This window comes from Pontibacillus yanchengensis (assembly GCF_009856295.1).
GTDB lineage: Bacteria > Bacillota > Bacilli > Bacillales > BH030062 > Pontibacillus > Pontibacillus yanchengensis_A.
This window is the reverse complement of the sequence record NZ_WMEU01000002.1, coordinates 441,795-467,888: the sequence shown is the minus strand read 5'-3', so window position 1 is coordinate 467,888 and position 26,094 is coordinate 441,795. Positions and strand designations below refer to the sequence as shown.

Annotated in this window: 28 protein-coding genes; 1 reads left to right on the top strand and 27 read right to left on the bottom strand. The window is 37.5% G+C overall.

The features are described from left to right. Positions 1 to 72: 72 nt before the first annotated feature. Positions 73 to 1,425 carry an aspartate kinase gene (locus GLW08_RS09515; protein WP_160848385.1) on the bottom strand — a complete coding sequence of 451 codons (1,353 nt, stop codon included), beginning with the start codon at positions 1,423 to 1,425 and terminating at the stop codon, positions 73 to 75. Positions 1,426 to 1,662: 237 nt separating this feature from the next. Between GLW08_RS09515 and GLW08_RS09510 the strand changes: the two genes are divergently transcribed. Further along, positions 1,663 to 2,214 carry a MerR family transcriptional regulator gene (locus GLW08_RS09510; RefSeq protein ID WP_160848384.1) on the top strand — a complete coding sequence of 184 codons (552 nt, stop codon included), beginning with the start codon at positions 1,663 to 1,665 and terminating at the stop codon, positions 2,212 to 2,214. 446 nt (positions 2,215 to 2,660) lie between these two features. Here the strand turns inward: GLW08_RS09510 and spo0A are convergent, their stop codons facing one another. From spo0A to aroQ, 26 genes are all read right to left on the bottom strand, one after another. Continuing rightward, the gene (gene spo0A / locus GLW08_RS09505; RefSeq protein ID WP_160848383.1) at positions 2,661 to 3,446 is read right to left on the bottom strand and encodes a sporulation transcription factor Spo0A; all 786 of its coding nucleotides are present in this window, start codon (positions 3,444 to 3,446) and stop codon (positions 2,661 to 2,663) included. 347 nt (positions 3,447 to 3,793) lie between these two features. Then, entirely contained in the window at positions 3,794 to 5,083 is a 1,290-nt protein-coding gene (spoIVB, locus tag GLW08_RS09500) for a SpoIVB peptidase (protein WP_423808611.1), read from the bottom strand. A gap of 304 nt (positions 5,084 to 5,387) precedes the next feature. Next, entirely contained in the window at positions 5,388 to 7,121 is a 1,734-nt protein-coding gene (recN, locus tag GLW08_RS09495; RefSeq protein ID WP_160848382.1) for a DNA repair protein RecN, read from the bottom strand. A gap of 28 nt (positions 7,122 to 7,149) precedes the next feature. Next, the gene (gene ahrC, locus GLW08_RS09490) at positions 7,150 to 7,599 is read right to left on the bottom strand and encodes a transcriptional regulator AhrC/ArgR (RefSeq protein WP_036824238.1); all 450 of its coding nucleotides are present in this window, start codon (positions 7,597 to 7,599) and stop codon (positions 7,150 to 7,152) included. Positions 7,600 to 7,737: 138 nt separating this feature from the next. Continuing rightward, a complete protein-coding gene (locus GLW08_RS09485; RefSeq protein WP_160848381.1) occupies positions 7,738 to 8,550 on the bottom strand; it encodes a TlyA family RNA methyltransferase in 813 nt (270 codons plus the stop codon). Between the two features lie 6 nt (positions 8,551 to 8,556). Further along, the gene (gene dxs, locus GLW08_RS09480; RefSeq protein WP_160848380.1) at positions 8,557 to 10,449 is read right to left on the bottom strand and encodes a 1-deoxy-D-xylulose-5-phosphate synthase; all 1,893 of its coding nucleotides are present in this window, start codon (positions 10,447 to 10,449) and stop codon (positions 8,557 to 8,559) included. A 15-nt stretch (positions 10,450 to 10,464) separates the two neighbouring features. Beyond that, entirely contained in the window at positions 10,465 to 11,064 is a 600-nt protein-coding gene (locus GLW08_RS09475; RefSeq protein ID WP_160848379.1) for a hypothetical protein, read from the bottom strand. Positions 11,065 to 11,774: 710 nt separating this feature from the next. Further along, positions 11,775 to 12,659: a polyprenyl synthetase family protein gene (locus tag GLW08_RS09470; RefSeq protein WP_337193922.1), complete on the bottom strand. Its 885-nt coding sequence runs from the start codon at positions 12,657 to 12,659 to the stop codon at positions 11,775 to 11,777. Between the two features lies 1 nt (position 12,660). After that, entirely contained in the window at positions 12,661 to 12,906 is a 246-nt protein-coding gene (locus GLW08_RS09465; RefSeq protein ID WP_160848377.1) for an exodeoxyribonuclease VII small subunit, read from the bottom strand. Beyond that, positions 12,899 to 14,254: an exodeoxyribonuclease VII large subunit gene (gene xseA / locus GLW08_RS09460; protein ID WP_160848517.1), complete on the bottom strand. Its 1,356-nt coding sequence runs from the start codon at positions 14,252 to 14,254 to the stop codon at positions 12,899 to 12,901. The genes GLW08_RS09465 and xseA overlap by 8 nt, the downstream gene beginning before the upstream one ends. Positions 14,255 to 14,264: 10 nt before the next feature. Then, positions 14,265 to 15,122, bottom strand: coding sequence for a bifunctional methylenetetrahydrofolate dehydrogenase/methenyltetrahydrofolate cyclohydrolase FolD (gene folD / locus GLW08_RS09455; RefSeq protein WP_160848376.1), 858 nt, complete (start codon positions 15,120 to 15,122; stop codon positions 14,265 to 14,267). A gap of 18 nt (positions 15,123 to 15,140) precedes the next feature. Beyond that, positions 15,141 to 15,530 carry a transcription antitermination factor NusB gene (gene nusB / locus GLW08_RS09450; protein ID WP_160848375.1) on the bottom strand — a complete coding sequence of 130 codons (390 nt, stop codon included), beginning with the start codon at positions 15,528 to 15,530 and terminating at the stop codon, positions 15,141 to 15,143. Positions 15,531 to 15,942: 412 nt separating this feature from the next. Continuing rightward, on the bottom strand, positions 15,943 to 16,356 hold the full coding sequence (locus GLW08_RS09445) for an Asp23/Gls24 family envelope stress response protein (protein ID WP_160848374.1): 414 nt from the start codon (positions 16,354 to 16,356) through the stop codon (positions 15,943 to 15,945). Between the two features lie 18 nt (positions 16,357 to 16,374). Continuing rightward, on the bottom strand, positions 16,375 to 17,730 hold the full coding sequence (gene accC, locus GLW08_RS09440) for an acetyl-CoA carboxylase biotin carboxylase subunit (RefSeq protein ID WP_160848373.1): 1,356 nt from the start codon (positions 17,728 to 17,730) through the stop codon (positions 16,375 to 16,377). 12 nt (positions 17,731 to 17,742) lie between these two features. Continuing rightward, on the bottom strand, positions 17,743 to 18,237 hold the full coding sequence (accB, locus tag GLW08_RS09435; RefSeq protein ID WP_160848372.1) for an acetyl-CoA carboxylase biotin carboxyl carrier protein: 495 nt from the start codon (positions 18,235 to 18,237) through the stop codon (positions 17,743 to 17,745). 290 nt (positions 18,238 to 18,527) lie between these two features. Continuing rightward, positions 18,528 to 19,121: a SpoIIIAH-like family protein gene (locus GLW08_RS09430; RefSeq protein WP_237458380.1), complete on the bottom strand. Its 594-nt coding sequence runs from the start codon at positions 19,119 to 19,121 to the stop codon at positions 18,528 to 18,530. A 15-nt stretch (positions 19,122 to 19,136) separates the two neighbouring features. Further along, complete coding sequence (gene spoIIIAG, locus GLW08_RS09425; RefSeq protein ID WP_160848371.1) at positions 19,137 to 19,790, bottom strand: stage III sporulation protein AG; 654 nt, start codon at positions 19,788 to 19,790, stop codon at positions 19,137 to 19,139. Beyond that, positions 19,787 to 20,416 (bottom strand): stage III sporulation protein AF, encoded by a 630-nt coding sequence (spoIIIAF, locus tag GLW08_RS09420; RefSeq protein ID WP_160848370.1) that lies wholly within the window; start codon positions 20,414 to 20,416, stop codon positions 19,787 to 19,789. Before spoIIIAF ends, spoIIIAG begins: the two co-directional genes overlap by 4 nt. Before the next feature lie 11 nt (positions 20,417 to 20,427). Next, entirely contained in the window at positions 20,428 to 21,606 is a 1,179-nt protein-coding gene (spoIIIAE, locus tag GLW08_RS09415; RefSeq protein ID WP_160848369.1) for a stage III sporulation protein AE, read from the bottom strand. A 31-nt stretch (positions 21,607 to 21,637) separates the two neighbouring features. Further along, positions 21,638 to 22,027 carry a stage III sporulation protein AD gene (gene spoIIIAD / locus GLW08_RS09410; RefSeq protein WP_160848368.1) on the bottom strand — a complete coding sequence of 130 codons (390 nt, stop codon included), beginning with the start codon at positions 22,025 to 22,027 and terminating at the stop codon, positions 21,638 to 21,640. Positions 22,028 to 22,042: 15 nt separating this feature from the next. After that, positions 22,043 to 22,246 (bottom strand): stage III sporulation protein AC, encoded by a 204-nt coding sequence (gene spoIIIAC, locus GLW08_RS09405; protein ID WP_036818664.1) that lies wholly within the window; start codon positions 22,244 to 22,246, stop codon positions 22,043 to 22,045. Between the two features lie 24 nt (positions 22,247 to 22,270). Continuing rightward, positions 22,271 to 22,783, bottom strand: a complete 513-nt coding sequence (gene spoIIIAB / locus GLW08_RS09400; protein ID WP_160848367.1) for a stage III sporulation protein SpoIIIAB — start codon at positions 22,781 to 22,783, stop codon at positions 22,271 to 22,273. Further along, a complete protein-coding gene (gene spoIIIAA, locus GLW08_RS09395) occupies positions 22,728 to 23,705 on the bottom strand; it encodes a stage III sporulation protein AA (RefSeq protein ID WP_160848366.1) in 978 nt (325 codons plus the stop codon). Before spoIIIAA ends, spoIIIAB begins: the two co-directional genes overlap by 56 nt. 188 nt (positions 23,706 to 23,893) lie before the next feature. Continuing rightward, complete coding sequence (gene efp / locus GLW08_RS09390; protein WP_160848365.1) at positions 23,894 to 24,457, bottom strand: elongation factor P; 564 nt, start codon at positions 24,455 to 24,457, stop codon at positions 23,894 to 23,896. A 101-nt stretch (positions 24,458 to 24,558) separates the two neighbouring features. Then, positions 24,559 to 25,620 carry a M24 family metallopeptidase gene (locus GLW08_RS09385; protein WP_160848515.1) on the bottom strand — a complete coding sequence of 354 codons (1,062 nt, stop codon included), beginning with the start codon at positions 25,618 to 25,620 and terminating at the stop codon, positions 24,559 to 24,561. Next, positions 25,604 to 26,065 (bottom strand): type II 3-dehydroquinate dehydratase, encoded by a 462-nt coding sequence (gene aroQ, locus GLW08_RS09380; protein ID WP_160848364.1) that lies wholly within the window; start codon positions 26,063 to 26,065, stop codon positions 25,604 to 25,606. The genes GLW08_RS09385 and aroQ overlap by 17 nt, the downstream gene beginning before the upstream one ends. Positions 26,066 to 26,094: the final 29 nt, after the last annotated feature.

Below are 26,094 nucleotides of genomic sequence, written 5' to 3'. Positions count from 1 at the left end.
AAGACCGCTGCATCGTGCAGCAACATTGCGGGCAGTAGTTTGTACGTGCTAGACGGGCACTTGTGCTTTTCTTTATTTCGTTTCAAAAAATGCTTTATATAACGATTGAACAGCTGGTTCTAACCTTTCTGCTTTCACACCAAACATCATGGACACTTCTGATGATCCTTGGTTAATCATTTCAATATTAACACCTGCATCAGAGAAGGCTGTGGATGCTTTACTTGTAACACCAATCGTACTATTCATGCCTTCCCCCACAATCATAATCATAGCTAAGTCACGATCAATCGTCACTGTATCCACTTTTAGTTCTTGCTTGATTCGCTGGATGACTATTTTTTCTTTCTCTGGAGTCAACTGATTCTCTCTTAGTATGACGGACATATCATCAATTCCAGATGGTGCATGTTCAAAGGAAATATCCTCTTCTTCTAAAATTTGCAATAAGTGACGGCCAAAACCTTTCTCACGGTTCATTAGATATTTACTAACATAAATACTAATAAAGCCATTATCACTAGCTATCCCAACTACTGGACCGTTAGTTATATCTCTTGTTGCTGATATCATTGTTCCTTTTTTCTCTGGATGGTTGGTATTCTTGATGGATACAGGAATCTTCGCCTTAAAAGCAGGAATGAGTGCTTCATCATGGAATACAGAAAAACCAGCATAGGAAAGTTCACGCATCTCTTTATACGTTAATTCATTAATCTCTTGTGGAGAATGAACAATTTTTGGGTTTACACAATAAACCGAGTCCACATCCGTAAAGTTTTCATATAAATCAGCCTTCACACCAGCTGCAACAATAGAACCGGTTATATCTGAGCCACCTCTTGGAAAGGCCATTAACTTATTGTCTTTTGTATATCCATAAAAACCAGGGATTACTTGGATTTCTTCTTTTCCACGAAGTTTATATAAATGATCAAAACTTTCATCTAATACTTGAGCTCTTCCAGGTTCATCACTTACGATAATCCCTGCTTCTTTAGGGTGAACATAAGTCGATTTATGTCCTAGTGAGTTTAAATATTGACTAAGTATTTTTGCTAAGGTATCTTCCCCTGTCGCTTTTAAGGCATCCATACGATGAGTAAAGACTGTTTCTCCATGCAGAATAGATAGTAAGTTATCTTTCACTTCATCAACAATTTCCTTAGATAGGTTCAATTCCTCTAAGATTTCATTAAAGCGAGTAAGCAAAGCTTCCAAAACGGAAGAGAAATCCTCCTTGTGCTCACTACGCTCCCCTAATTCAATTAATAAATCCGTTACTTTTTGATCTCCTGAGTGACGTTTACCAGGAGCAGAAACGACGACGAATTTACGATTAGAATCAGATATAATAATATTTGCTACTTTTTGTAGTTGAGCTGCACTTGCAACTGAACTACCTCCAAATTTTGCCACTTTCATTATGATCACCACTTCTTGTACTTTTCATATAATTCATAATCTTATCATGAATAATCCAATGTTGTAAGACTTTTTTATAAGAATTTTTTAATTCGTTACCACGTTATATGGCTAAAGAATTTTATCATGACCTAAATATCTAAAATTTTACATAATACAACTAAAAAAAAGCAGGAAATTGAATATAGATGTGTCGAATTATTTAATTGAGCAGTTATTTAAAAAGGGGGAGATTTAATGCATCACGAGGAAGAAAACAATACATTTCTTGGTTTAACAGAGGTTCAGGAGAGTACAGGAATACCTAAAGCAACTCTAAAGAGATATATGATCAACCATGAAGAGTTTATAGAAGTAAAGAAAGTTGGTAGACAAAACAAATTAAATGCTGCAGATATAGAGAAGCTTAAAAGGATAAGACAACTTTATAATGATGGATTAAAAAGGGAAGATATTAACGCGAGACTAAGAGGTCCAGAAGTCATTAACCATACATCTACGGAAGCTCAAACTAATGAAGTGAAAGAAGATATAAAAGAAATAAAAAGATTGCTGATATTACAACTTCGTGAGAATGAACAGCAAAAACAATTCAACGAACATCTTTTATACGAGATTCGTCAATTAAAAAATGAACTCAGACGTTTCGATGAAGAGCGACTAACATCTTTTGAAAATGAAATGAATGACACCATTCAGTCACTAAAAGAAGTATCTTCCTCCCAAGATGCACCAAAGGGACATTGGTTCAGTCTTAGTCGTATGTTTGACAAACAAAAAAAGGAATAATTCCCTCCCAAAGAATCCCTACATTAGAACGGAGTCTAATTTAATTATGATAACAGTAACCATAAACATTAATAGTACTTAGTAAAGAACGTGAATAATGCATTTGTTCATGTTCTTTTTATTTGTAGTGATAGGACATGATAAAAACGATTACCCGAATTCACTCAGAAAAATAAGCTTTTCGCTTACGGAACGGAAACGAAACATACCAACGCTTCATCCCCTTTACAAAGTACCTATATCTCTAAATAGTTGTTTTTAAATTAACTCACTAACCAAAAAATAAAACCTCTTAGCTAATGCGTGAATTGAATGAATCATACACACAATAGATAAGAGGCTTACATGAAGCACTGGCATGTTATATTTTGGAAAAGATGCAAGTTTGTAGCCAGTGAAAACATAATATAAGTTCAATATAAGATCATGAGAATTTTTAATTCACTCTACACGGCCATATGTTCCAAACGAAGCTTATCTGCTACCATGGCAATAAACTCAGAGTTGGTAGGCTTCGCTTTTGTCATGGAAACTGTGTAACCGAATAGGGATGAAATGGAATCGATGTTGCCACGACTCCAGGCTACTTCAATAGCATGACGAATGGCACGCTCCACTCTAGATGCAGTAGTATTGTATTTTTTAGCGATGTCAGGGTAAAGGACTTTTGTAATGGAACCTAATAATTCAATATCGTTATATACCATAGAGATAGCTTCACGAAGATACATATATCCTTTAATATGTGCAGGTACACCAATTTCATGTATGACATTTGTGATACTTGCGTCTAAATTAGGTTTTTTCTCAGGTCTACGTTCTCTTTGTGAACGATTACGGCTATCAAAGTTTGGCTTAAGACCATGAACTTGGCGAATATGATCACTTAAATTGTCTAAATCAAACGGTTTAAGAATGAAATAAGAAGCACCTAAATCAACTGCTTTTTTGGTTACTTCTTCTTGACCAAATGCTGTCAACATAATTACGTTAGGCAATTTTGATTTACCTAATTCCTTCATTCGACTTAGTACAGCTAATCCATCTACATGAGGCATGATAATATCCAATACAAGTACATCAGGCTCCATATCTTCAAGCATATCTAGGCATTCTTGACCATTATAAGACGCACCTATGACCTCAATATCTGACTGTTCATCAAAATAATCCTCTAACATATTTACTAATTCCCTATTATCATCGGCTAAACAAACTTTTATCTTTTCCACAAACGTTCCTCCTTAATGAAATACTCCCGTTTTTCCCACATAAGAAAATTTCGACACAAGTTTTGAATATCCTCTTTTTCATTAGAAAATATTAATTTTTTTCGCAGATACTTTGATTTCCTTCTATTTTCGTGCTAATTCGATAAAAAAACACATTTTCCTCATGACCGAAAATGGTTTTGTCGAAAAATCTTTATCTGTATTATCAGTTTTATTATAACACGTTGGATAAGAATGGCAATGAGAACAAAAGAGAACATGGAAGAACTTTCTTACTATTTGCATAAAATTGTATGTAAGAACAGAAATGTTGGCAAAAAGAAAAAGACAGGGGATTTTACCTGCCTTTAACTCGCTTTTTGTTTTTGTTTGTTGTATATATCAATTCCTGCTTCATGTAGCATCCATTCAATATGGACGCCATAACCTGATGTTGGATCATTTACAAATACATGAGTGACAGCCCCTATTACTTTTCCATCTTGGATAATCGGACTTCCACTCATCCCTTGAACAATACCCCCAGTTAACTTCAATAGCTCCGGATCAGTTATTTTGATAATCATACCTTTCGTAGCAGGAAATTTCTGAGGAACAGTACTAACGATTTCAACATCAAATGACTTAACATCTTCACCTTTTACTACCGTAAGAATTTTTGCTGGTCCTTCTTTCACTTGGTGTGAAAGTGCAATTGGCATAGGCTTATCCATTAAACCATTTTCAATTTGCTTATCAAGCTGACCAAAAATTCCAAAAGGACTATTGCGTGTAATTGTTCCAATGCGTTCTTTTTGAGCCGTGAATCTGGCGTGCTTTTCTCCTGGCACTCCATTACTTCCTTTATCGATAGACGTAACATTCGATCGCACAATGGTACCTTCATGAATTTCGATTGGCTTCTTTGTGTCCATGTCTGAAATCACATGACCTAACGCACCATACTTTTTGGAATCGGGATGATAAAACGTCATCGTCCCTATACCAGCAGCAGAATCACGAATATACAAACCTATACGATACTTTTTGTCTTTTTCGTCATAATGTGGAGTCAAGGAGGTTTCAAAAGTTTCTTCATTTCGTTTCATTGTTACCTTTAGTGCATCTTTATTCTTTCCTGCTTTTTCTACAAATGGAGCTACATCACTCATTTGTTTAATTTCTTGCCCATTTATCTTCAATAAAATATCACCTATTTTAATATCAGCATCCTCACCCGGGGAAACTTTACCTGAAGAGGTTTCCACTAAATGATGACCTACAACCAATACACCCAACGTATGAAGCTTAACGCCTATTGATTGACCACCTGGAATAACTCTAAAATCTTCCAGAACATTTACGTTAACTTTTTTTATTGGGAGTCCTGCCATCTCATACATCACGGAACTTTGTCCAGCTTCATTCCCTATAAGAGCATTTGCTTCTTCATTTATAATCTCATCTCCAGCTTTAACTTTTACTGAATTTGAGCCCAATGTTGGGAGTGCTTGAGACTGATGTTGAAACATTGTAATGTCATTTGGTACTGATAAATAGGTTTGAATTGGTTGTGAAAATGGAGCACTTACAACAACTATCAGGAGCAGGAGTCCTATGATTTTGCGACCTATATCTATTGCTTTCAAGTAGTTCACTCTCCTCGCTCCTAACCCATTTCTTAATTATTTCTTTGTCTGTATTCATAATGTGACCTTAATGTGACGGTTTTAAACACTGCAAACTTGAGAAAAACAAGGTAACATTTCCTTTAATGTTTTTAGTCAGCAATAATGGACTTCTATCAGGATAAATGGGGTAATTTGTACATTGGTAAAGATATGAACACATATAAAATGAGCAAGTGATTTCAAGGTTCTAGGCTTTTTAGGTAGACATGTTGTAAGAGCAACCAACTTATATACTTTACTGATAAAAAAAAGCTGCCAAAGTAGGCAGCTTTTAAGCAGATTGATGTTTGTACTTTTCAGCTAAGTCTAAGAGCTCTTTTGCATGAATCTTCGTAGTTTCTGTCATTTCTGCTCCACTTATCATTCTTCCAAGCTCTTCAATTTTACTTGGCTCAGACAGTTCGTCTACAATAGTCTTGGTTCGATCATCTTGTACATCTTTTTTAATATACAGATGTGTATCAGCCATTGCGGCTACCTGTGGTAAATGGGAAATACACAATACTTGAGAAGAAGAGGAAATTCCATGAATTTTCTCCGCGATTGCTTGTGCAACACGACCACTCACACCTGTATCAACTTCGTCAAAAATCACAGAAGTTACACCTTGGTGCTGAGAAAATGTGCGTTTTAGAGCTAGCATGATTCTGGATAATTCACCACCACTGGCTACTTTGTGAATATCCTTCAGTGGTTCTCCCGGATTAGTTGTAATCAAAAACTTAACTAAATCGTATCCATTTTTCCCCATTTTTATCGGATGACCATTCACTAATGGATCGTTCGCATTGCCATTTGTTTTGGAAAAATCAACACTAAAGGCTGCTTTTTCTAAATAAAGATCCTTTAATTCATGGTGGATATCGTCTTTCAAGTTCTCCGCAGCCTTAGCTCGAATGTCATGAAGATGTTTAGCTTCTAATGCAACATCTTCTCCTTTTTCTTTTAACTCTTGTTCTAATTTCTCTACGTGGGTGTCTTTATATTTGATTTGATCAATCTCATCTTCAATTTTTGCTGCATACTCTAAGATTTCATCTACGGATTGGCCATATTTTTTCTTTAAACGATTGATTTCATTCAATCTAGATTCAATTGAATCAAGTTCTTCTTCGTTATACTCTAATCCCTCTAATTGAGTACGAAGGCTATAAGATAGTTCCTCCACTAAGTAATAATGATTGGAGAGCTCCTCTGCTTTGGATGCAATATCATCATCGTAATCATTGGCATTTTCGAGTGAAGATAGAGCTAGCGATAGCCAATCTAATGCTTTTTGTTCACCATGTAAAGCATGATAGGCATCATTTAATCCTTTATATATCTTTTCATAATTGGCCATACGATTTCGTTCTTCCGTTAATTGCTCATCTTCTCCTGGAGAAAGATTCGCCTCTTGAAGTTCATTATATTGAAATTCAAGCAAATCAAGTCGCTGGGCCATTTCTTGCTCATTTTCACTTAATTCTTTATGTCGCTTTTTTAATGATTCAAATTGTTTATATAGCTTTCGATAATCTTCCTTGGCTTGCAAGATGGTTTGTCGATCGTATAAATCCAATAACTCAATATGGCGATCTACATCCATTAAGGATTGAGTTTCATGCTGAGTATGTATATCAATAAGCGTTTGCCCAAACTCCCGAAGTATAGCTAATGTCACTAACTTACCGTTAACTCGACAGATACTCTTCCCATTAGCACTAATGGTACGATTTAAAACGAGCATTCCATCTTCTGATATTTCTACACCAAACGTCTCTGCTTTTTCATAAGCACTATGTTGATGGTCCTCTAAGAAAAACAGTCCTTCAATTTCAGCTTTCTTTGTGCCATAACGAACAAACTCAGCAGAACCTCTTCCTCCAGTCAGCAATTGAATTGCATCAATGATGATTGATTTACCTGCTCCAGTTTCACCTGTTAATACAGTTAATCCCTCACGAAACGTTATGGACACTTCATCTATTATAGCAAAATCCTTAATGGATAATTCAGCTAACACAAGCTAGCACCTCAACTTTTCGTAGTGTTTACAGCATATCTAGAAAGCGATCACGAATATCCAGACTATCCTGCTCAGAACGACAAATAATAAGACACGTATCATCGCCACAAATTGTTCCGAGAATTTCATCCCAATCCAGGTTGTCAACTAATGCACCAATAGCGTTGGCGTTACCAGGAAGAGTTTTCATTACAATAAAATGGCCTGCTGTATCAATGCGTACAAACGCATCAATCATAAGTCGCTTCAATTTTTCAAAAGGATTAAATCGCTGGTCAGCGGGCAAACTATATTTATAGCGCCCCTCAACAGTAGGAACTTTTACTAAGTGTAGCTCTTTGATATCACGTGATACTGTAGCCTGAGTTACGTTATAACCTAAGTTTTTCAGGCGATCAACAAGCTCATCTTGAGTATCAATATCATTCTCAGCAATAAGTTCTCTAATTTTTATATGTCGTTGTCCCTTATTCATATTTATCTCCCTCATTTCAGCCCTGTTTCCCCTGATAAAAAAGTGACGGTTTTTAAAGATAGGCAAAAGACTTACATTTCTTTATTCTTGAAAAAAGGAGCCACAAATGTAGCTCCAATTTGTTCAACTCCTATATCCTTAATGAGCATTATGAGCTTCCTGTACCACACGTTCTACTTCTACGTTTGGCTGGAACATCCCTTCTCCAGTTGTACTCATACGTAAATGCGCTAAGAATTCTATATTTCCATCTCCTCCTGTGATGGGGGAATATGTAATATTTTCAACTACATAACCTTTGGAGACTGCAAATTGTAAAATATCCTGCAACACTTGCTTATGCACTTTGGCATCTCTAATAATCCCCTTCTTACCTACTTGTTCCCTTCCGGCTTCGAACTGAGGCTTTATCAATGTAACAACATCGCCGTCCTTTTCCAGTAAAGTAGCTAAAACAGGGAGAATTAATTTTAAAGATATAAAGGAAACATCTATGGATGCAAGGTTAGGAGCTCCTTCTTTTAGGTCTTCTGCGGTTACGTAACGGAAATTGGTTCTTTCCATGACAATAACCCTCTCATCATTACGGAGCTTCCAGTCTAGCTGATTGTAGCCTACATCGATAGCGTAACTCTTTTTTGCACCATTTTGAAGAGCACAATCTGTAAAACCACCCGTTGATGATCCTATATCAATTAATATTTTATCCTTTACATTAAGTTGAAAAGTGTGAATGGCTTTCTCTAACTTTAGTCCGCCCCGACTCACATAAGGTATTGCTTTTCCCTTAACATGTAAAGGGAGTTCTTCATCAACTTTTACTCCAGGTTTGTCCATCTTCATATTTTCAGAAAAAACTAAGCCAGCCATTATGGTTCGCTTAGCTTTCTCTCTTGTTTCCACGAGTCCTCGTTCTACGAGAAGAGTATCTAATCTAACTTTCTTTGGCATTCGTCCTCAAGCCCTTTGCTTTTTTTCAGGTAGTAAATTTTTCACTTTGTTTTGAATTTCTTGTTTAGTAAGTCCAATCTCTTCATATAACTCTGGCACACTTCCATGCTCAATATACTTATCAGGTATTCCCATTCGGTCAATGGCTTGATCATAATATTCTTGTTCCTCAGCAAATTCAAGAACACCACTACCAAATCCACCTTTTAATATGGCTTCCTCAATCGTTAATATTGGCATACCTTGACGCATTAAGTCGTGTAACATTGATTCGTCCATTGGTTTAATAAATCTTGCATTGATAACTTTAGCAGATATTCCTTGCTTTTCTAATTGCTTACTCGCTTCTAATGCCATGGAAATGGTTGTACCAAACGTGAGGATAGCGACTTGTGATCCTTCTTTTAATACTTCCCAAGAACCAATAGGAATTGTCTTAAGTTCTTCATCCATAGGAACACCAAGTCCATTTCCTCGTGCGTAACGAATGGCAACAGGCCCATCATTGTATTCTAGTGCTGTATGAACTAAATGCTGACCTTCATTTTCATCCTTCGCCATCATTAAAACCATATTAGGCAGTGCTCGAAGGAAAGATACGTCAAATACACCTTGATGCGTCTCCCCATCAGCACCAACTAACCCTGCACGATCAACCCCAAATGTAACATTTAAATTTTGTCGGCAAACATCGTGAATCAATTGGTCATAGGCACGCTGTAAAAAGGTTGAGTAAATCGCTAAGAAAGGTTTCATACCTTGCGTTGCTAAACCAGCAGATAAGGTAGTAGCATGTTGTTCTGCAATCCCCACATCAAATAAACGATCAGGGAATTCCTCTCCGAATTTTTCAAGCTTAGAACCAAGAATCATCGCTGGAGTAATAACAGCAATTCGATTATCGGTTCTCGCTTTCTTGCGGACAGTCTCACTAATGACTTCACTCCAAGCAGGCGGGGCATCTGTCGGTTTGATTTTCTCCCCTGACTCGATTTTATAAGGTCCTACTCCATGCCATTTATCTTTTTGATCATTTTCAGCTGCATGATAACCTTTTCCTTTTTGGGTCATCATATGAATTAATACTGGTCCTTCTGTTTTCTTGGCATACTGAAGGTTTTCTAGTAGATCCTCGAAATTATGGCCATCCACTGGTCCATAATAAGTAAAGCCTAATTCTTCAAAGAACATACCTGGTACCATAAAGTACTTCATTGTATCCTTTACCCGTTCTGCTGCTGTTGCTAATTTTCCACCTACAGCTGGAATGCGTTTCAGAAGCCATTCCATTTCATCTTTTACCCAATGGTATTTACTTGCACTACGCATCCGACCGAGGACATTGTGAAGTGCACCAACATTATGAGCAATCGACATTTCATTATCATTTAGGATCACAATGATGTTTTTCTTTTCGTCACCAATATGATTAAGAGCTTCTAGCGCCATACCACCTGTTAATGCACCATCACCAATGATAGGCAAGATGGAGTGGTCTTCCCCTTTCATATCACGAGCAATTGCCATACCCATCGCTGCAGATAAGGAAGTTGAACTATGACCAGTTTCCCAAACATCATGCTCACTCTCGTTGCGCTTTGGGAAACCACACAGACCTTTATACTGTCTTAACGTGTCAAATTGGCTTGTCCGTCCAGTAAGTATTTTATGAATATAAGACTGATGTCCCACATCAAAAAGCAGCTTATCTGTAGGGCTATCAAACACTTTATGTAGAGCCAATGTTAGCTCTACAACCCCAAGATTCGCACCAAGATGACCACCCGTAACGGACAATTTTTCAATTAAAAATGTTCTTATAGATGCTGCTAAGTTTTCTAACTCTTCGTTTGAATAGTTTTTCAGAAATGTTGGATCTTCAATTCGTTCTAAATCCATTTGATTCACTCGCCTTCATCGAGAATTTCTGGAGGTCTTTTTCTCCACAGGAAGAATGGTTACCTTTAATTTCCGCTCAATCAGAGATATGACACGAGCTGCAAAGAATATAATACTTGTAGAGTTGTGAATTGCAAAGTATTTCCCTAACGCTTTGCCACCTACCGTCATAGCTGCAACAATACTTGTAAATATGACGGAAATCACGAATTGTAATGTAGAGCCATCGGATTGTCCAAGCATAAAAGTAATACGTAGTACAACTATGGCTGAAGCCGTTCCACTAATAACTCCTGCAATATCTCCAATAACATCGTTACAAAAACTAGCGAACCGATCAGCATTTCTCACAATATTAATAGCTTGTTTGGAACCGTTTACTTTTTCAGCTGCCATTGCGTGGAATGGAACTTCATCTGCTGCTGTAGCAGCAATTCCTAGCATATCAGATATCACTCCGATAAATACAATTGTAAAAACAATTACAATTCCAATTAGATAATAAACATCGTCTAAAAGGTAAGTTGAAAAAATTGAAAAAATAGCCGCTAACACGAACGTGATAACGGCAATACCTAAACTAAATTTTATCGATTTCTTGAACTGTGTTTTCATTAGATAAACCTCTATATTCATTTCAAATAAGAATTTTTTCGTTATGTATTTCAGGATGGTCACCTAAAAGATTAAAACTGCGGCTTAGGTCCAGTAGGTTTTCCCAAGCAGATACCGAGTGTTGCCACAACGGCGGTTCCCCTTTAAATCTGCCTTAGCTCCGTCACCAGAAACTAGACTGGATTGCCACTTAGTCCGCACTATAATCCCTCTTAGGTGTCCATCAGAACAGTCTAGGAGATTTCCTCGACAGCCTTTGACCGATCCCTAGCCTCTTTTGCAGCGCTGATTTCATATGGCGGTGTAAACATCCATCTATTGGCCATATAGATGAATGTTTATGAACCATAATCCCCTCAGTGCCACTCAAGGCAGGCTACGCTGTGGATTATCTTCCCAAAAACAACCTCACAGGTTCATACCCCAATTCATAGCAGACGTATGAGAACAGCCTCCTACGATATTGGGCCTCCGCGGAAGCAGGGTCAACGCCCACATGCCATTGTGGATCGCCCCGCAACCTTAACTCCCAGCATCGACCCAAGGCTGGGCGCCTCAAGCCAACACAAGGAACTTCATCGATGTGCCCTTTGGCGGATTTTTAGGCCCGCCTTCAGAATCAGAGGGCCGACTAGAATACTGCACCATCCTGATTTGTAATATAAATATATCATATTATCTAGATTTACTCAATCAGCATATGCACTTATTTATTTGTATCTATTACTAATATAGTCAATGATATCCTCCAGATAGCTACTATCTACACCTGCTTTTTGTAGAGACTGCTTTGCTTTCAGAGCATAGTGTTCCTTTTGCTCTAAAGCCCCTTGAAGACCTAGAAGTTGAGGATATGTACTTTTTTGGTTTGTTTGATCACTTCCAACAGGTTTACCGATATGTTGTTCATCACCAATAACATCGAGGATATCATCTTGAATTTGAAACAACAGTCCAAGATAATTGGCATACGTTTCGATTTCTTCTAATTGTTGTGCATTCGCTCCTCCAATAAAAGCGCCTGCTACAGCAGAGAATCGTAATAATTCACCTGTTTTCCTACGATGAATTGCCTCTAGTTCCTCTAAAGTTAATGTGCGATTCTCTCCTTCCATATCTAACATCTGTCCTGCTACCATACCTTCAGGGCCACTCGCTTTAGCCAGCTCTTTAACTAAATAAGCTTTTTCTGAATCAGTCAACCTCTCATTATTAGTAATGCTATAAAATGCTGTTGTTAACAAACCGTCTCCAGCTAAAATGGCTGTTGCTTCATCATATTGTCTATGGTTCGTTGGCTGTCCACGGCGAGTATCATCATCATCCATCGCAGGCAAATCATCATGAATTAAAGAGTACGTGTGAATCATCTCTACGGCGCAAGCAACAGAAATTGCTCGATTATCCTGACCTCCATAAGCCTCACTCGCAGCAAGCATTAGTATTGGACGGATTCGCTTTCCACCTGCTCGTAAGGAATACAATATAGAGTCTTGAAGGCGTTCAGGAATTTGCATAGCATATATGAATTGCTCTAATTGTTGATTAATTAGTTCAACCTTGTCCTTCATATACGTTTGTAAAGCTTGCGTCACGTTATTCTTCCTCCTGGACAGAAAATGATTCGAATTCGCCTTGTTCATTCATAATTTCCTGCATCTGCTTTTCTACATTTACAAGCTTATCATTACATAATTTTGAAAGCTTCATGCCTTCCTGGTAATACGTAATAGCTTTTTCTAATGGTACATCGCCTTCTTCCAGCTTCTCCACTATATTTTCGAGCTTTTTCATAGCGTCTTCAAAACTCACTTCTTCTACTTGCTCATTATTTTCACTCATACTTATCCTCCTCTTCCATACCCCATACTTGACAATCTAAAACACCATCATTCACTTTCACTTGCAATGCGTCTCCAGGTTGTACATCCTTAATCGATTTAACTACATCACCTTGTTCATTAAAAGGCAAAGCAAAGCCTCGCTTCATGATTTCAAGTGGATTTAAAAGAGTTAATTTATTTAATAATTGATTATATACGTTTGCTTTAGATTGCGTTTGTTGTTGCATTCCTCTTTGCAAGCGCTTTGTGGCTACCTCTAATTCCTGTTTTCCTCTCTTGCTAGCCATTTCAGGATGTTGTTGTTTCAAACGATTGAACACACTACTAAAGTGATCTTTCTTAGCATCTATGGCACTCTGCTTGGATTTTTGAAATTGCTCCATTAGCCGATCTAATTCCTGCTCTTTTTGACGAAGCATTTGTTCAGGGTAACGAAATGCATAAGATTTATTCACTCGTGTGAGTTGATCCTTACGTTGGGATACATGCATATCAATTGCCCTTTGCATTCTTCTATGCAGCGTATGTATATTATTAGATATTTCTGATTGGGATGGTACTGCAACTTCAGCTGCGCCAGTTGGCGTAGGCGCACGATAATCAGCTACAAAGTCACTAATAGTGAAATCAGTTTCATGTCCTACTGCTGAAATAACAGGTATTGAGGAAGTACTAATAGCTCGTGCAACGATTTCTTCATTGAATGCCCAAAGCTCTTCAATCGATCCACCACCACGACCTGCTATTATAACATCATGTCTATCAAGACTGTTCACTTTTTCTAACGCTTTTACTATAGATTCGGCTGCGTTCTGTCCTTGTACTAAAACAGGAAAGACAGAAACATTAGCGATTGGATATCGCCTTTGGAGAGTCGTTAGGATGTCACGAACCGCCGCACCTGTTGGAGATGTAATAACGGCGATCGATTTGGGGTACAATGGTAAAGATTTTTTTCGCTCTTCATTAAATAGCCCTTCACCAGATAACTTTTTCTTCAATTCCTCATAAGCTAAGTACAGAGCACCTAAACCATCAGGCTCCATTTGCTTTATATAAAGCTGGTACTGACCTACTGGTTCATAAACCCCAATTTCCCCACGTATTAACACATTCATACCGTTTTCAGGGGTGAATTGTAACGAACGGTTATTTCCTGCAAACATAACTGCATTAACTCGAGATTTGTTATCTTTAATTGTTAAATACATATGTCCACGACTATGATGTTTAAAATTTGATATCTCACCCTTCAACCAAACCTGTGTTAAATGTGGATCTGATTCAAATTTCCGCTTAATGTATTTCGTTAAAGCCGATACTGTCAAATAACGGTCCTGCACAATCAGAACTCCTTTACTCTACATTATGAATTTGTTTCGCGGCTTTGATGGTATTATGCAAAAGCATCGTTATAGTCATAGGTCCTACTCCTCTAGGGACAGGAGTTAGATACGATGCCTTTTCTAGGGCAGATTCAAAATCAACGTCACCCGTGAGCGTTCCATCCTCCAGTCGGTTCACACCTACATCAATTACGACGGCACCTTCTTTAATTTGATCAGCTTGAATAAAGGAAGGTTTTCCAACAGCTACAATTAAGATATCAGCTTGTCTCAAGATATCAGCTACTTGTTTCGTTTTCGAATGACAGTATGTAACCGTGGCATTTCGATTCAAAAGCATTTGACCAATAGGCTTTCCTACAATGCGACTTCTACCTAATACAACAGCGTGTTTACCTTCTATTTCTATTCCTTTTTCATCTAACATTGTTAATATACCTAGAGGTGTACAAGGAAGGAAGGTTTCTTTACCTGCCATCATTCGGCCAATGTTGATTGGATGAAAGCCATCAACATCTTTTCCGGGGGAAATGGCCTCTATTACTTCATCTTCATTAATATGGCTAGGAAGAGGTAATTGTACTAAAATACCGTGCACTTCTTGGTCATGATTTAATGAGTCCACAAGATTCAATAGTTCTTGATGCGAAGTACTCTCCGGGAGCTCCATAAGGTTTGATTGCATTCCTATCTTCTGAGAAGCACGTTCTTTACCACGAACATAAGATAACGAAGCAGGGTCTTCCCCTACGATAATGACAGTTAAATTAGGATGTACACCTTGTTCACTTAGCTGTGATACTTCTTGTCTCATTCTCTCACGTAAATCATTTGCCAGCTCTCTTCCGTAAATAACTTCAGCAGACATTTTTAAATCCCCCTAAATTTAGTCAATCATTTTTTTAAGAACACCATTAATAAAGCTACCAGATTTGTCATCTCCAAATACTTTTGCTAATTCAATGGCTTCATTTAATGTTACCTTCATTGGAATATCTTCTACATAATCTATTTCATATACCGCCATACGTAGTAAAGTCTTCTCTACAGACGCAATTCGGTTGAAGGACCATTTCTCTAAGTTATCCGATATTTTCTGATCTATTACTTCTTTGTTCTCATAAACTCCATATACCAATTGATTCACAAACGCATCATGTACAGGCTGATCCTCATCCTCCATGACATTCTGTATGGCCTCATCAGCAGACATCTCATTAATATCCATCTGAAAAATTGCCTGAAAAGCTTTCTCTCTTGCTGTATGACGATTCATATCCATTCTCCTTTAACGTGTGTTTCCGTAAAGATGATAACATTTTACCAAAAGAAAAGCTATAAAGAAAAGTACAAGAGCTTTGTTCCGTAAATGCAATAATAAGTGCAATTTTAAGTTTTAGCAATTACCTTCAACAACAATTATTACAAAGGCTTATTTAAAATAAACAGGGATGTTTCCGTAGATTTAGTTAGAATAAAGGTGGCCGTGGAACAACTCGCGTCCTGCGGCGAGCTGGCGGTATTCTCCTTGTTCCACGGCCACCTCCTACGATGTTGGGAGAAACGGAAACATTGCGAAGTTAGAGTGGTTGAGGATTAACATTAGGAATTAATATTAAAAAGTCAATATCTAAGAAAACCACTAAAAAACCATGAAGGAATATGTTCCTCCATGGTTTCAAATAACATTATTCTTCCTTTTCTTCCTGTAACTCTTCTTCTGTAGGTTCGTCTTTACCTTCCATCTGAATACCTACAATATGAACATTAATTTCTTTAATCTCTAAAGCAGTCATGTTACGAAGTGCTTGGCGAGTATTATCTTGGATTTTTTGTGCTGTTTTAGGGATTGAGATACCAAAGTCCATAACAACATAAATATCAATAATAATACCTTCTTCACTAAGTTCGACTTTAATTCCTTTACCATGATCAATCTTTCCAAGGCGTTCTGCAACACCAGATGCAAAGTTACCACGCATTGATGCTACACCTGCTACTTCAGAAGCAGCAATTCCTGCAATGACCTCAATCACCTCTGGTGCAATTTCAACTTCACCTAGTGTGGAGCCTTCCCCAACGTTTAATAAATGTTCACTCACTTTGGTCACTCCTTTTGGTTACTCCTCTTCCATTATAGAATAATTTTCAAGGAATTTTGTATTAAAATCACCGTCTCTAAAGACTTCATGAGACATCATACGATAGTGAAATGGAATGGTGGTGTGTACACCTTCAATAACAAATTCATCTAATGCACGTTTCATTCGATCCATTGCCTCTTCTCTTGTATTACCATACGTAATCAGCTTAGCAATCATGGAATCATAATACGGTGGTATCATCCAACCTGGGTAAGCAGCCGAATCAACACGAACACCAAAACCACCTGGAGGTAAATACATCTCAATTCTACCTGGCGATGGCATAAATTGTTTGAATGGGTTCTCGGCGTTGACCCTACATTCCATAGACCAACCTTCAAACGTAATTTCATCTTGGGTATATGTCAATTCATAGTTATTTGCTACATGAATCATTTCTTTAATTAAATCTACGCCAGTTACCATTTCTGTTACCGGATGTTCCACCTGAATACGTGTATTCATTTCCATAAAATAGAAACGTTCATTCTTTTTATCAAAAATGAATTCCACTGTACCTGCACCAGAATAGTTTACAGCTTTTGCTGCTTTAACTGCAGCGTCTCCCATTTCTTTTCGCAAATCTGGTCCAAGAGCAGGTGAAGGGGTCTCTTCAATTAGTTTTTGCAGCCTACGTTGAATAGTACAATCTCGTTCTCCTAAGTGAATAACATTCCCGTGCTTATCGGCCATAATTTGAATTTCAATATGTCGAAAATCTTCTATAAATTTCTCAATATATAAACCTGGATTTCCAAAAGCAGTTTCTGCTTCTTGCTTCGTTACGCGAATGCCTTTGATTAAATCCTCTTCTGTCCTAGCTACACGAATCCCTTTTCCACCGCCACCTGCTGTTGCTTTAATGATAACAGGATAGCCAATAGATTCAGCGATTTGCTTCGCATCATCTTCATCTTTGATGAGTCCTTCAGAACCAGGAACGACGGGCACACCCGCTTCTCTCATCGTTTCACGTGCTACATCCTTAGTCCCCATTTTACGAATGGCTTGTGCACTAGGTCCAACAAAAGTAATGTTGCACTCATCACATAATTCTGCAAAGTCAGGGTTCTCTGAAAGAAAACCATAACCCGGATGTATTGCATCAGATTCTGTTAATTTTGCTACACTCATAATATTTGTAAAGTTTAAATAACTTTCACTACTTGCTGTGGGTCCAATACAATACGCCTCATCAGCAAGCTGTACATGAAGAGATTCTTTGTCCGCTTCAGAATATACAGCAACAGTCTCGATATCCATTTCTTTACATGCACGAATAACGCGGACAGCAATTTCTCCTCTATTTGCCACTAAGAGTTTCTTAATCACGTTTCCAACCCCTTACTCGGATTTAACTCGGAATAATGGTTGACCATACTCTACGAGTTGGCCATTCTCGACTAAAATTTCAACAACTTCGCCTGATGTTTCTGCTTCAATTTCATTAAAGAGCTTCATTGCTTCGACAATACATACAATCGAATCAGACTTCACTTTGTCGCCCACTTGTACATAAGGATCATCATCAGGTGAAGCAGCTTCATAAAATGTCCCAACCATAGGAGATACAATTTCATAATCAAAATTCTTAGATTCAGCTTCTTGTTTCTCTTCTTTTACTTCTGGCTCAGGTGTAGTAGCTAGTGCTTCCGTTTTTTCAACAGGCTGTGCCGGTGCTGCTGGTTCAGTCTGTTTTTCTATTACTGGTCGCTCTACTACCTCACCTTTTTCCTTTTTCATTGATACGGTCGTGCCGTTACTTTCATATGTAAATTCATCAATGCTTGATTCATCAATTAATTTAATGAGTTCACGGATTTCTTGGACTTTTAACATGCTAGTGCACCCCTTTATATATAAGTACGATTAATAACTGGTACTAATAACACCTCTTAACATTTTACGATAAAGGCATTATAAACTTCAACCTCTAAGAAAGCGGTTACCTTTAGTATTCGTCATTTTTTTGTTTTCTCCTTTATCATATACTAAACAGAGCATTTTCGAAACGTCAATGATCCTCCATTCTGTCACAGTGTTTATTCTTTAAATTTATTATAACAAAGAAGCCTGGCACATTTATTGTGCCAGGCTTCTAAACTACTTATTATCAAATCATTTCCATTCTACTGTTCATATGGTTGAAATTCAACATCTACATTACGTTTACCAAATTCCTCTTGGACCATATCCATAATTTGAACGGTTTCGCTATTTGAAAGTTCATTCGCTTTTACAGTAACATAAACTTTACTTTCTTCAGCTCGCACTAGGACATCTGGATATTCAGCTTTTGCTTGGATGGATTGCTCAAGTATTTTTTCTTTCGTGCTTAGCTCCTCTAGTTGACGAATTTCACTTACGACAGATTCAACTTCAGAAGCTGACATTTGACCTGATGCCATAATGTCTTTTAGCTCTTCTTTTGTTTTAGATCTACTATCTTCGATTTGCATACGCATTGCTGTAAAGATTTCATCACTTGCCACACTTGATGTGACATTTCCTTTTTCTTCACCTTTTGTTTCTACAACTCCATCTTCAGACATAGTGCCTTCTGAATTGGTCCCTTCAGAGGCTGCTTCCTCCTCATTCTTCTCTTCCTCATCATACAGTAATGCTACTTGATCTTCCGATGGGGACGTCATGTAATACACACTAAGCACAATCATTAAACTTAACATCGTTAATAGCCAAACCGTTTGTTTTTTTAACATCATTTCTTTATTCCTCCCTTATTTTTTCGGCATTACCGAAATACGATGCGTTGGTACATCCAAACTTCTAGATACTGCCTCTACAATCCATTGTTGTACTTGCATGTGATCTGCTCCTTTTGCTACAACCAAAACTCCTCTTACCTTCGGCTTTTGAGTACGGACAAGTAATGGAACCTCCTGATCCCCTCTTCTTGTGAGAACGACTTGACTGTCTTCAGAAGAATCATCTATCGTTCGTTCACCACCATTCTTATCTGTTTCTTCGGTGGTTTGTTGAGTAACGGTTTTATTTTTTTCATAGATTTTTGCTTCTGTTGATTCAAGATTCACCATTACATCAACTTCAGAAACTCCCTTTACGCTATTCAATAACTTTTCTAACTCTTTTTCATAGTAGGCTTCAGCTTCAGACATGATTGATTCAGTAGGTTCTTTATCTTTTTGAAGAAATGTTTCTTGTTCTTGTTCTGTAGGTGAAGAAGTTGATTCTGGTAGATTGGTAGGTTGCTGATTTTGGGTTTCGCCACTTGAAAACATGTCACTAACAATCAAAATCAGAAGTCCAAATAACGCAATCAATATGACATAAGCCATTTTAGTTGGCTTCTTGCCGTCTTCAGATTTTAATTTAAGCAAAGAAGTTATAGATTTAAATGGACCTTTTTTCATTGAACCCCTCCTTCCCACTGTATATTGATTTTATCTATAGGTATTTGCCAGACAGTAGAGAGAAATTTCTTCACAGTATCTGATTGGTTGGAGTTTGACTCTTTTTTAGTTTGATTAGCAAAATTAATCTCTATATCCTCAACATCTCCAACTTCATCTTGGTGCTTCTCGCTCTTTTTATCTGACACCACCACAGTGAGTTGTTCCAAAGATTCTAAGTTAAGATCTTGTTCATCTTCAGAGAATTGGAAGGAAAAGTTTAGAATTTCTACTTCATGTTCATCCATCAGCTCCTCCTTCGCCGAATTTTCTAATTGGACAGCCATCTGTTCTAAAATATATGCACGTTGTGAGGCTTGTATTTCTTTTTTCTTTATATCAATTAAATTTTCCATATTTTCAACCTCTGATTGGTTCTCCCAATTCTTCATTTCTTGTGAAAATAAGCGGTTTACATCTACCTCAAACAATTGAAATACAGGTTGTAAAAAAACAAGAATCAATAATAGACCTACTACTAATTTGATGTATTTTCTTAATGATGAGGTTGGAAGAATCAAATCTGTTATAAAGGCAAGTAACAAAAAAAGTATAATCTGGGTAACCCACTCTGTAATAAACTCCATTTAATCCCTCCTCATCGAATCATCATGGTCAGATTACTGGATGCTACTAAGATGACGATTGCCAGGAAAAACATAAATGTGACTACGAGTAAGGCAGCAAAGACATATAATATATGTTTACTAATAATCTCCATTGAGGTAATAACTGGACCACCGCCAATTGGTTGAAGAACCGCAGCTGCTAGTTTGTATATCAAAGCTACTGCCAAGACTTTAATAGCTGGAAATAAAGCCAGTCCTAAAATAATGATGACCCCAACGATTCCGACAGTATTTTTGAGTAATAATGAAGCACTTAGTACTGTATCTGTCGCATCTGTAAACATTCGACCAACTACCGGTACAAAATTACCTGTTACGAATTTTGCTGTTTTCATCGCTACACCATCTTGTATTGCAGATGCAGCACCTTGAACAGAGATCACACCCAAGAAAACAGTTAGAAATACCCCCATAATACCTAACCCAGCATTTCGTAATAATTGAGCTAGTTGCGTTACTTTATATTGATCATTTATCGTGCTAACAATGGTTAATAATGCTGACAGGAAAAATAATGGCAGGACAATGTTAGAAATTAATAAGCCGCTTGCATGGATTAAAAATATGATAACTGGATGAAAGAAGGATACAGCTATTAAATTACCAAATGTAGCCATTAACCCTAACATTAGTGGTAATAAGGCAATCATGAAGCTACTCATCAATTCAATTGCTTCTTTAGCATAGGACACTGCAAGATGAAAGCTATTTAAAGCCAATGCAATTAACACTAAATAAACAATGGCATAAGCTACTTTACTAACTGCTTGGTTTTCAAAAGCATTTTGCAAAGATTGAAGAAGCATACAAAAGAGCGTGAGAAACAAAAGCGTTCCAAGCAATTTACCATTCATAATGAATTCGTAGAAGAGGTACTTCAGTAATCCAAATGTCCAATCCTTTATAGAGATGGACTCTCGATGTTGCATGAATTCCATAAACGTACCTTTACGAATCTCAGGCAAATAGCCGCCATATTCATCAACAACTTTCGTCCAGTAACCTTGGATCTCTGTAAAGGTGATACGACTAAGATCACTACTTGTCCATTCTGATCCAGATGTCTGAGCATGAGTAAGTAAATCAGGAACGATTATGAATGGAAATACAAAAAGGAGCACAATCAATACTTTGAATGTTTGTCTCATGCCTTTCTGGAAAACTCCCTCCCTACAATTCCTAGGCAGGTATAAAGCCTAGAATTGTTTCAATAACTGCTGTTAATATTGGAACAGCTAACACTAAAATAAACACTTTTCCAGCTAGCTCAATTTTAGATGCTACGCTTCCTAAACCAGCATCTCGAGTAATCTGAGCTCCGAATTCTGCTATATAAGCAATACCAATAATCTTGAGTATGGTTTCAACATACATTCCATTCACATTTGCTTTTTGAGCTATATATTCAAGTAACGAAAAAACCTGCGCGATTTGTTGGATGAGAATTAGAAAAATAACAATACCAGTGAATAGGATGATAAAAAATGCAACAGAGCCTTTTTGCTCTTTAAGAATAATGGTTAACAGGCTAGCTACAATGGCAAATGCAACGATTTGAAATATTCCCATATACTCACCATCCTGCTACTGAAATAAAAAGACTGATTTAATTTGCTGAAATAAATCCGAAAGATTATCCATCACAATAAACAAAACGATAATAAATCCTACTAGTGTCGCCCATTGGGCTATATCTTCCTTCCCCATTTGCTTTAAGACGGTATGAATCATGGCAATAACGATGCCAATACCTGCTATCTGAAATAAAATGTACGCATCCCCAAGCATGCTTCGATCCCCTTTCTCTACCCATTAAATAAAAAGCAATATAATCAGCAATCCAGATAAAAACCCTAGGCTTTTTACCATTTTGCTATATCGTTGTTGTTGTTCTTGTGCTTCTTGTAACTCTCTTTCTAAATGTGAAAGTGCAAGTCGAATGTGCTTTTGTTGTCCCGCAAAATCATGCTGGCCTAATGTTTGACCGAATTGCTTCATAATTTCTTTTTCGCCCTCTCCTAATGCACTAATAGACCAATAACGATCCAGGCGATCTTCCCAAACGTCATACAAAGAGGAACTACTTTGTTTAAGAGATGCACTAAATTCTTCGAAGAACCACGCTAGAGGAGTTGGAACCTGCCTTGCTACTTTTTCACAAGCTTCAATAACAGGTGACTGCCCATAGAGTATTTCTGCCTCAAGTACTTGTAATGCATTTTTTAATTGTCGAATCTGCTTAGGACGCTCATTTAAACGTCTTGCAAACTCAAACCCTCCCCACGTTGTAGCGCACAGTAGGAGAAGTGCTCCGATCCATTTCATTTGCATTGCACCTCTTTTTCGTTGGAATTCGTTGCCCTTGATGATTTAAGAGCGTGCGCGTGAAACCACTTTGGCTCCAATCATTTAGTACAATATAGCGTTCAAATACATTATTCTGGAATAAAGGGCGCAAAGATGGACGGTGTTTAACAGAATCATAGCTATCACCGTGCACTGTAGAAATGATGGTTACTCCCGCATAAATAGCCTCCATTAATGCTTTAACATCTTCTTCACTTCCAATCTCATCCACAATAAGGACCTCTGGTGACATCGACCGAATCATCATCATCATACCCTCAGCTTTTGGACAAGCATCCATGACATCCGTTCGCCAACCTAGTTGATGTTGCGGCACTCCATGTAAACTACCTGCTATCTCGGATCGTTCATCAATAATTCCAACCTTTTTAGAAGGTAAGGCTAGAGACCCCTCACTGATTATTCGAGCCATGTCTCTTAATAATGTGGTTTTACCAGTTTGCGGTGGGCCAATCAGGAGCGTGTTCCGATAACCCCCTTCATAAAGGCTATCTACTACTTCATTGGCCACACCTATTTTTTCCCTAGCGATTCGAATATTAAAGGATGAAATATGTCGTATAGCTTTTACTAAACCTTTCTCTGTGTTCACCTTTCCAGCTAGCCCTACCCTATGACCACCAGCTATGGTTATATAACCTTCACGTAGTTCATCCTCTAAGCGATAAATAGAATAATCCCCAAGTTGATTAATTACATATTGACTGTCATGCTCACTAGGAATGACACCACTAACTATCTGTTGACGCCCTGAAAATATAAGCTCTATCGGCCTTCCGATACGCAAACGAATTTCTTGAAGCTCAGACCATTCTTGTATAGTGAGATGCCGAAGTTTTTCTTGAATTTGAGGAGGTATAATTCTTAGGATTTCATCCATTCTTAACCCTCACATTTCTATTACATGCTTTTACTGTAATTTATGCCAGCTTGACCAATTTATGACCTAAAATAAGCGAAGTCTCGTAAGTCTATTTCAATCCATAATCCTCTTTTAATAAGGTGAACTATTTCTGTTAACACAAAAAAAGAGCCAGGCATATTTGCCTGACTCTTGTGAGATAAATCTTATTTATTTGAGCGAGATACATATTTTCCATCTGCAGTGCTAATAACCAATTTGTCTCCTTCATTTATGAAGAAAGGTACTTGTACAATTAGACCTGTTTCAAGTGTTGCTGGCTTTGTACCACCACTAGCAGTATCACCTTTAATACCTGGTTCTGTTTCAGAAACAACTAATTCCACATTATTTGGTAATTCTACTCCAATGTTTTCTCCTTGATAGAATTGGATGTTTAATTCCATATTCTCTTTCAAGTAGTTTAGTTCATTTTCGATTTGACTTGACCGTAATTCTACTTGTTCAAATGTGTCATTATCCATAAATGTATGAACATCATCAGCTGAATATAGGTATTGAACCTTACTGTTTTCGATATGTGCTTTGTTTACTTTTTCACCGGCACGGAAGGTTTTCTCTTGAATTGCACCAGTACGTAAATTACGTAGTTTTGAACGGACAAATGCTGCACCTTTACCAGGTTTTACGTGCTGAAAATCAATAACCTGCCAAATCCCATTATCAACTTCAACAGTTAATCCTGTTTTAAAATCGTTTACTGAAATCATTCGATATCCTCCTTAAGCAAGTTCAGTTCTTTCCATCTTTAACGGATGGATGAAGTTTTTTCGGTAATCATTACGATATCACTATTCTTTTTGAGAAAATTTTATAGATAAATAAGCTCTTTGGTAGAAGTGGATAGGCGTTCATTACCGTTTTCTGTAACAACTGTGTCATCTTCTATTCGACAACCTCCAACATTTGGAACATAGATACCAGGCTCAACTGTAACAACCATTCCCGGTAGTAATGTTTCTTTTGATCTAAATGAGAGACCAGGTCCTTCATGAACATCTAACCCGATGCCATGACCTGTGGAGTGACCAAAATAGTCACCATACCCTTTTTCTTTAATATAATCTCGCGTAAGATCATCTGCATCTTTTGCAGTAATACCAGCTTTCAATCCATCCATTCCACGTAATTGAGCCTGTAAAACAGTGTCGTATATTTCTTTTAATTCATTACTAATCTCACCCACAGCAACTGTACGGGTAATATCAGAACAGTAGCCTTTATAAAGAGCACCAAAATCGAGCGTGACAAGCTCCCCTGATTGAATGACTTTATCAGATGCTACGCCATGTGGCAAGGCTGATCGATAGCCCGAAGCAACTATAATATCAAATGATGAAGAGGTTGCACCCTTCTTCCTCATAAAGAATTCTAGTTCATTTGATACATCTATTTCCTTCACACCAGGTTTTATGTACGTAAGAATATGTTCATAGGCTGCATCAGCTATTTCAGCTGCTTCCTTTAATATCTTAATCTCATCTTCATTCTTAATCAAGCGTAATTTTTCAACAATACCAGATGTAGGTACCAATTCTGCATTTATGACCTTGTGATAGTCTTCATATATACCATAAGTCATATGTTGTTTTTCAAACCCAAGTCTCTTAATTCCTAACCTTTCAACCTGCGCTGATATCTCTTCTTGGATTGGGGTGGTATGCTTAATCACTTCAAACCCTATCGCTTCTTTTTGAGCTTGCTCTACATAGCGAAAATCAGTAATAAAAAGGGCGCTCTCTAGTGTAATTAATAAGACCCCAGCTGTACCTGTAAATCCAGTCATATAACGACGATTTTTATCATTTGTAATAAGAATACCATCTACATTCTCTTCGCCTAATCTCTTCCTTACTTTACTTAACTTCTCCATCATCTGCGTCCTCCTTAAAATGGTCAATAAATGCCTTGGCGGCTAATTGATATCCTAGTGGACCCAAGCCTACAATCTGTCCCCATGCTACTGGCGATAAAAGGGATGTATGACGAAACGATTCTCTTTTATGTACATTAGAGATATGAACTTCAATCATAGGCACATTCACACCCGAAATAGCATCTCTTAAGGCAACACTCGTGTGGGTGTATGCACCTGGATTAAAAATAATACCTTTTGAAGAATGTCTCGCTTCGTGAATGGCATCTACTAATTCTCCCTCATGATTTGATTGAAAGGATTTTACTTGCCATCCCTCGTGTTTACAAACATCTTGAACCTGACGTTCAATATCTTGAAGGGTTACTGAACCATAAACTCCAGGCTCCCTTTCACCTAAAAGGTTCAAGTTGGGGCCATTTAACAATAACAATTCTTTCATAATTCCTCTCCCTGTATGGATTTTGGGGA

What these genes read in the sequence shown, in the direction of transcription:
- GLW08_RS09515 (WP_160848385.1), bottom strand. Translation starts at nt 1,425, where the DNA reads ATGAAAGTGGCAAAATTTGGAGGTAGTTCAGTTGCAAGTGCAGCTCAA.
- GLW08_RS09510 (WP_160848384.1), top strand. Translation starts at nt 1,663, where the DNA reads ATGCATCACGAGGAAGAAAACAATACATTTCTTGGTTTAACAGAGGTT.
- ahrC (WP_036824238.1), bottom strand. Translation starts at nt 7,599, where the DNA reads ATGAATAAGGGACAACGACATATAAAAATTAGAGAACTTATTGCTGAG.
- GLW08_RS09485 (WP_160848381.1), bottom strand. Translation starts at nt 8,550, where the DNA reads ATGCCAAAGAAAGTTAGATTAGATACTCTTCTCGTAGAACGAGGACTC.
- dxs (WP_160848380.1), bottom strand. Translation starts at nt 10,449, where the DNA reads ATGGATTTAGAACGAATTGAAGATCCAACATTTCTGAAAAACTATTCA.
- GLW08_RS09475 (WP_160848379.1), bottom strand. Translation starts at nt 11,064, where the DNA reads ATGAAAACACAGTTCAAGAAATCGATAAAATTTAGTTTAGGTATTGCC.
- GLW08_RS09465 (WP_160848377.1), bottom strand. Translation starts at nt 12,906, where the DNA reads ATGAGTGAAAATAATGAGCAAGTAGAAGAAGTGAGTTTTGAAGACGCT.
- folD (WP_160848376.1), bottom strand. Translation starts at nt 15,122, where the DNA reads ATGTCTGCTGAAGTTATTTACGGAAGAGAGCTGGCAAATGATTTACGT.
- nusB (WP_160848375.1), bottom strand. Translation starts at nt 15,530, where the DNA reads ATGAATCGTCATACAGCAAGAGAGAAAGCTTTTCAGGCAATTTTTCAG.
- accB (WP_160848372.1), bottom strand. Translation starts at nt 18,237, where the DNA reads ATGTTAAAAGTCCAAGAAATCCGTGAACTCATTAAATTAATTGATGAA.
- GLW08_RS09430 (WP_237458380.1), bottom strand. Translation starts at nt 19,121, where the DNA reads ATGATGTTAAAAAAACAAACGGTTTGGCTATTAACGATGTTAAGTTTA.
- spoIIIAG (WP_160848371.1), bottom strand. Translation starts at nt 19,790, where the DNA reads ATGAAAAAAGGTCCATTTAAATCTATAACTTCTTTGCTTAAATTAAAA.
- spoIIIAF (WP_160848370.1), bottom strand. Translation starts at nt 20,416, where the DNA reads ATGGAGTTTATTACAGAGTGGGTTACCCAGATTATACTTTTTTTGTTA.
- spoIIIAE (WP_160848369.1), bottom strand. Translation starts at nt 21,606, where the DNA reads ATGAGACAAACATTCAAAGTATTGATTGTGCTCCTTTTTGTATTTCCA.
- spoIIIAD (WP_160848368.1), bottom strand. Translation starts at nt 22,027, where the DNA reads ATGGGAATATTTCAAATCGTTGCATTTGCCATTGTAGCTAGCCTGTTA.
- spoIIIAC (WP_036818664.1), bottom strand. Translation starts at nt 22,246, where the DNA reads ATGCTTGGGGATGCGTACATTTTATTTCAGATAGCAGGTATTGGCATC.
- spoIIIAB (WP_160848367.1), bottom strand. Translation starts at nt 22,783, where the DNA reads ATGAAATGGATCGGAGCACTTCTCCTACTGTGCGCTACAACGTGGGGA.
- spoIIIAA (WP_160848366.1), bottom strand. Translation starts at nt 23,705, where the DNA reads ATGGATGAAATCCTAAGAATTATACCTCCTCAAATTCAAGAAAAACTT.
- efp (WP_160848365.1), bottom strand. Translation starts at nt 24,457, where the DNA reads ATGATTTCAGTAAACGATTTTAAAACAGGATTAACTGTTGAAGTTGAT.
- GLW08_RS09385 (WP_160848515.1), bottom strand. Translation starts at nt 25,620, where the DNA reads ATGGAGAAGTTAAGTAAAGTAAGGAAGAGATTAGGCGAAGAGAATGTA.
- aroQ (WP_160848364.1), bottom strand. Translation starts at nt 26,065, where the DNA reads ATGAAAGAATTGTTATTGTTAAATGGCCCCAACTTGAACCTTTTAGGT.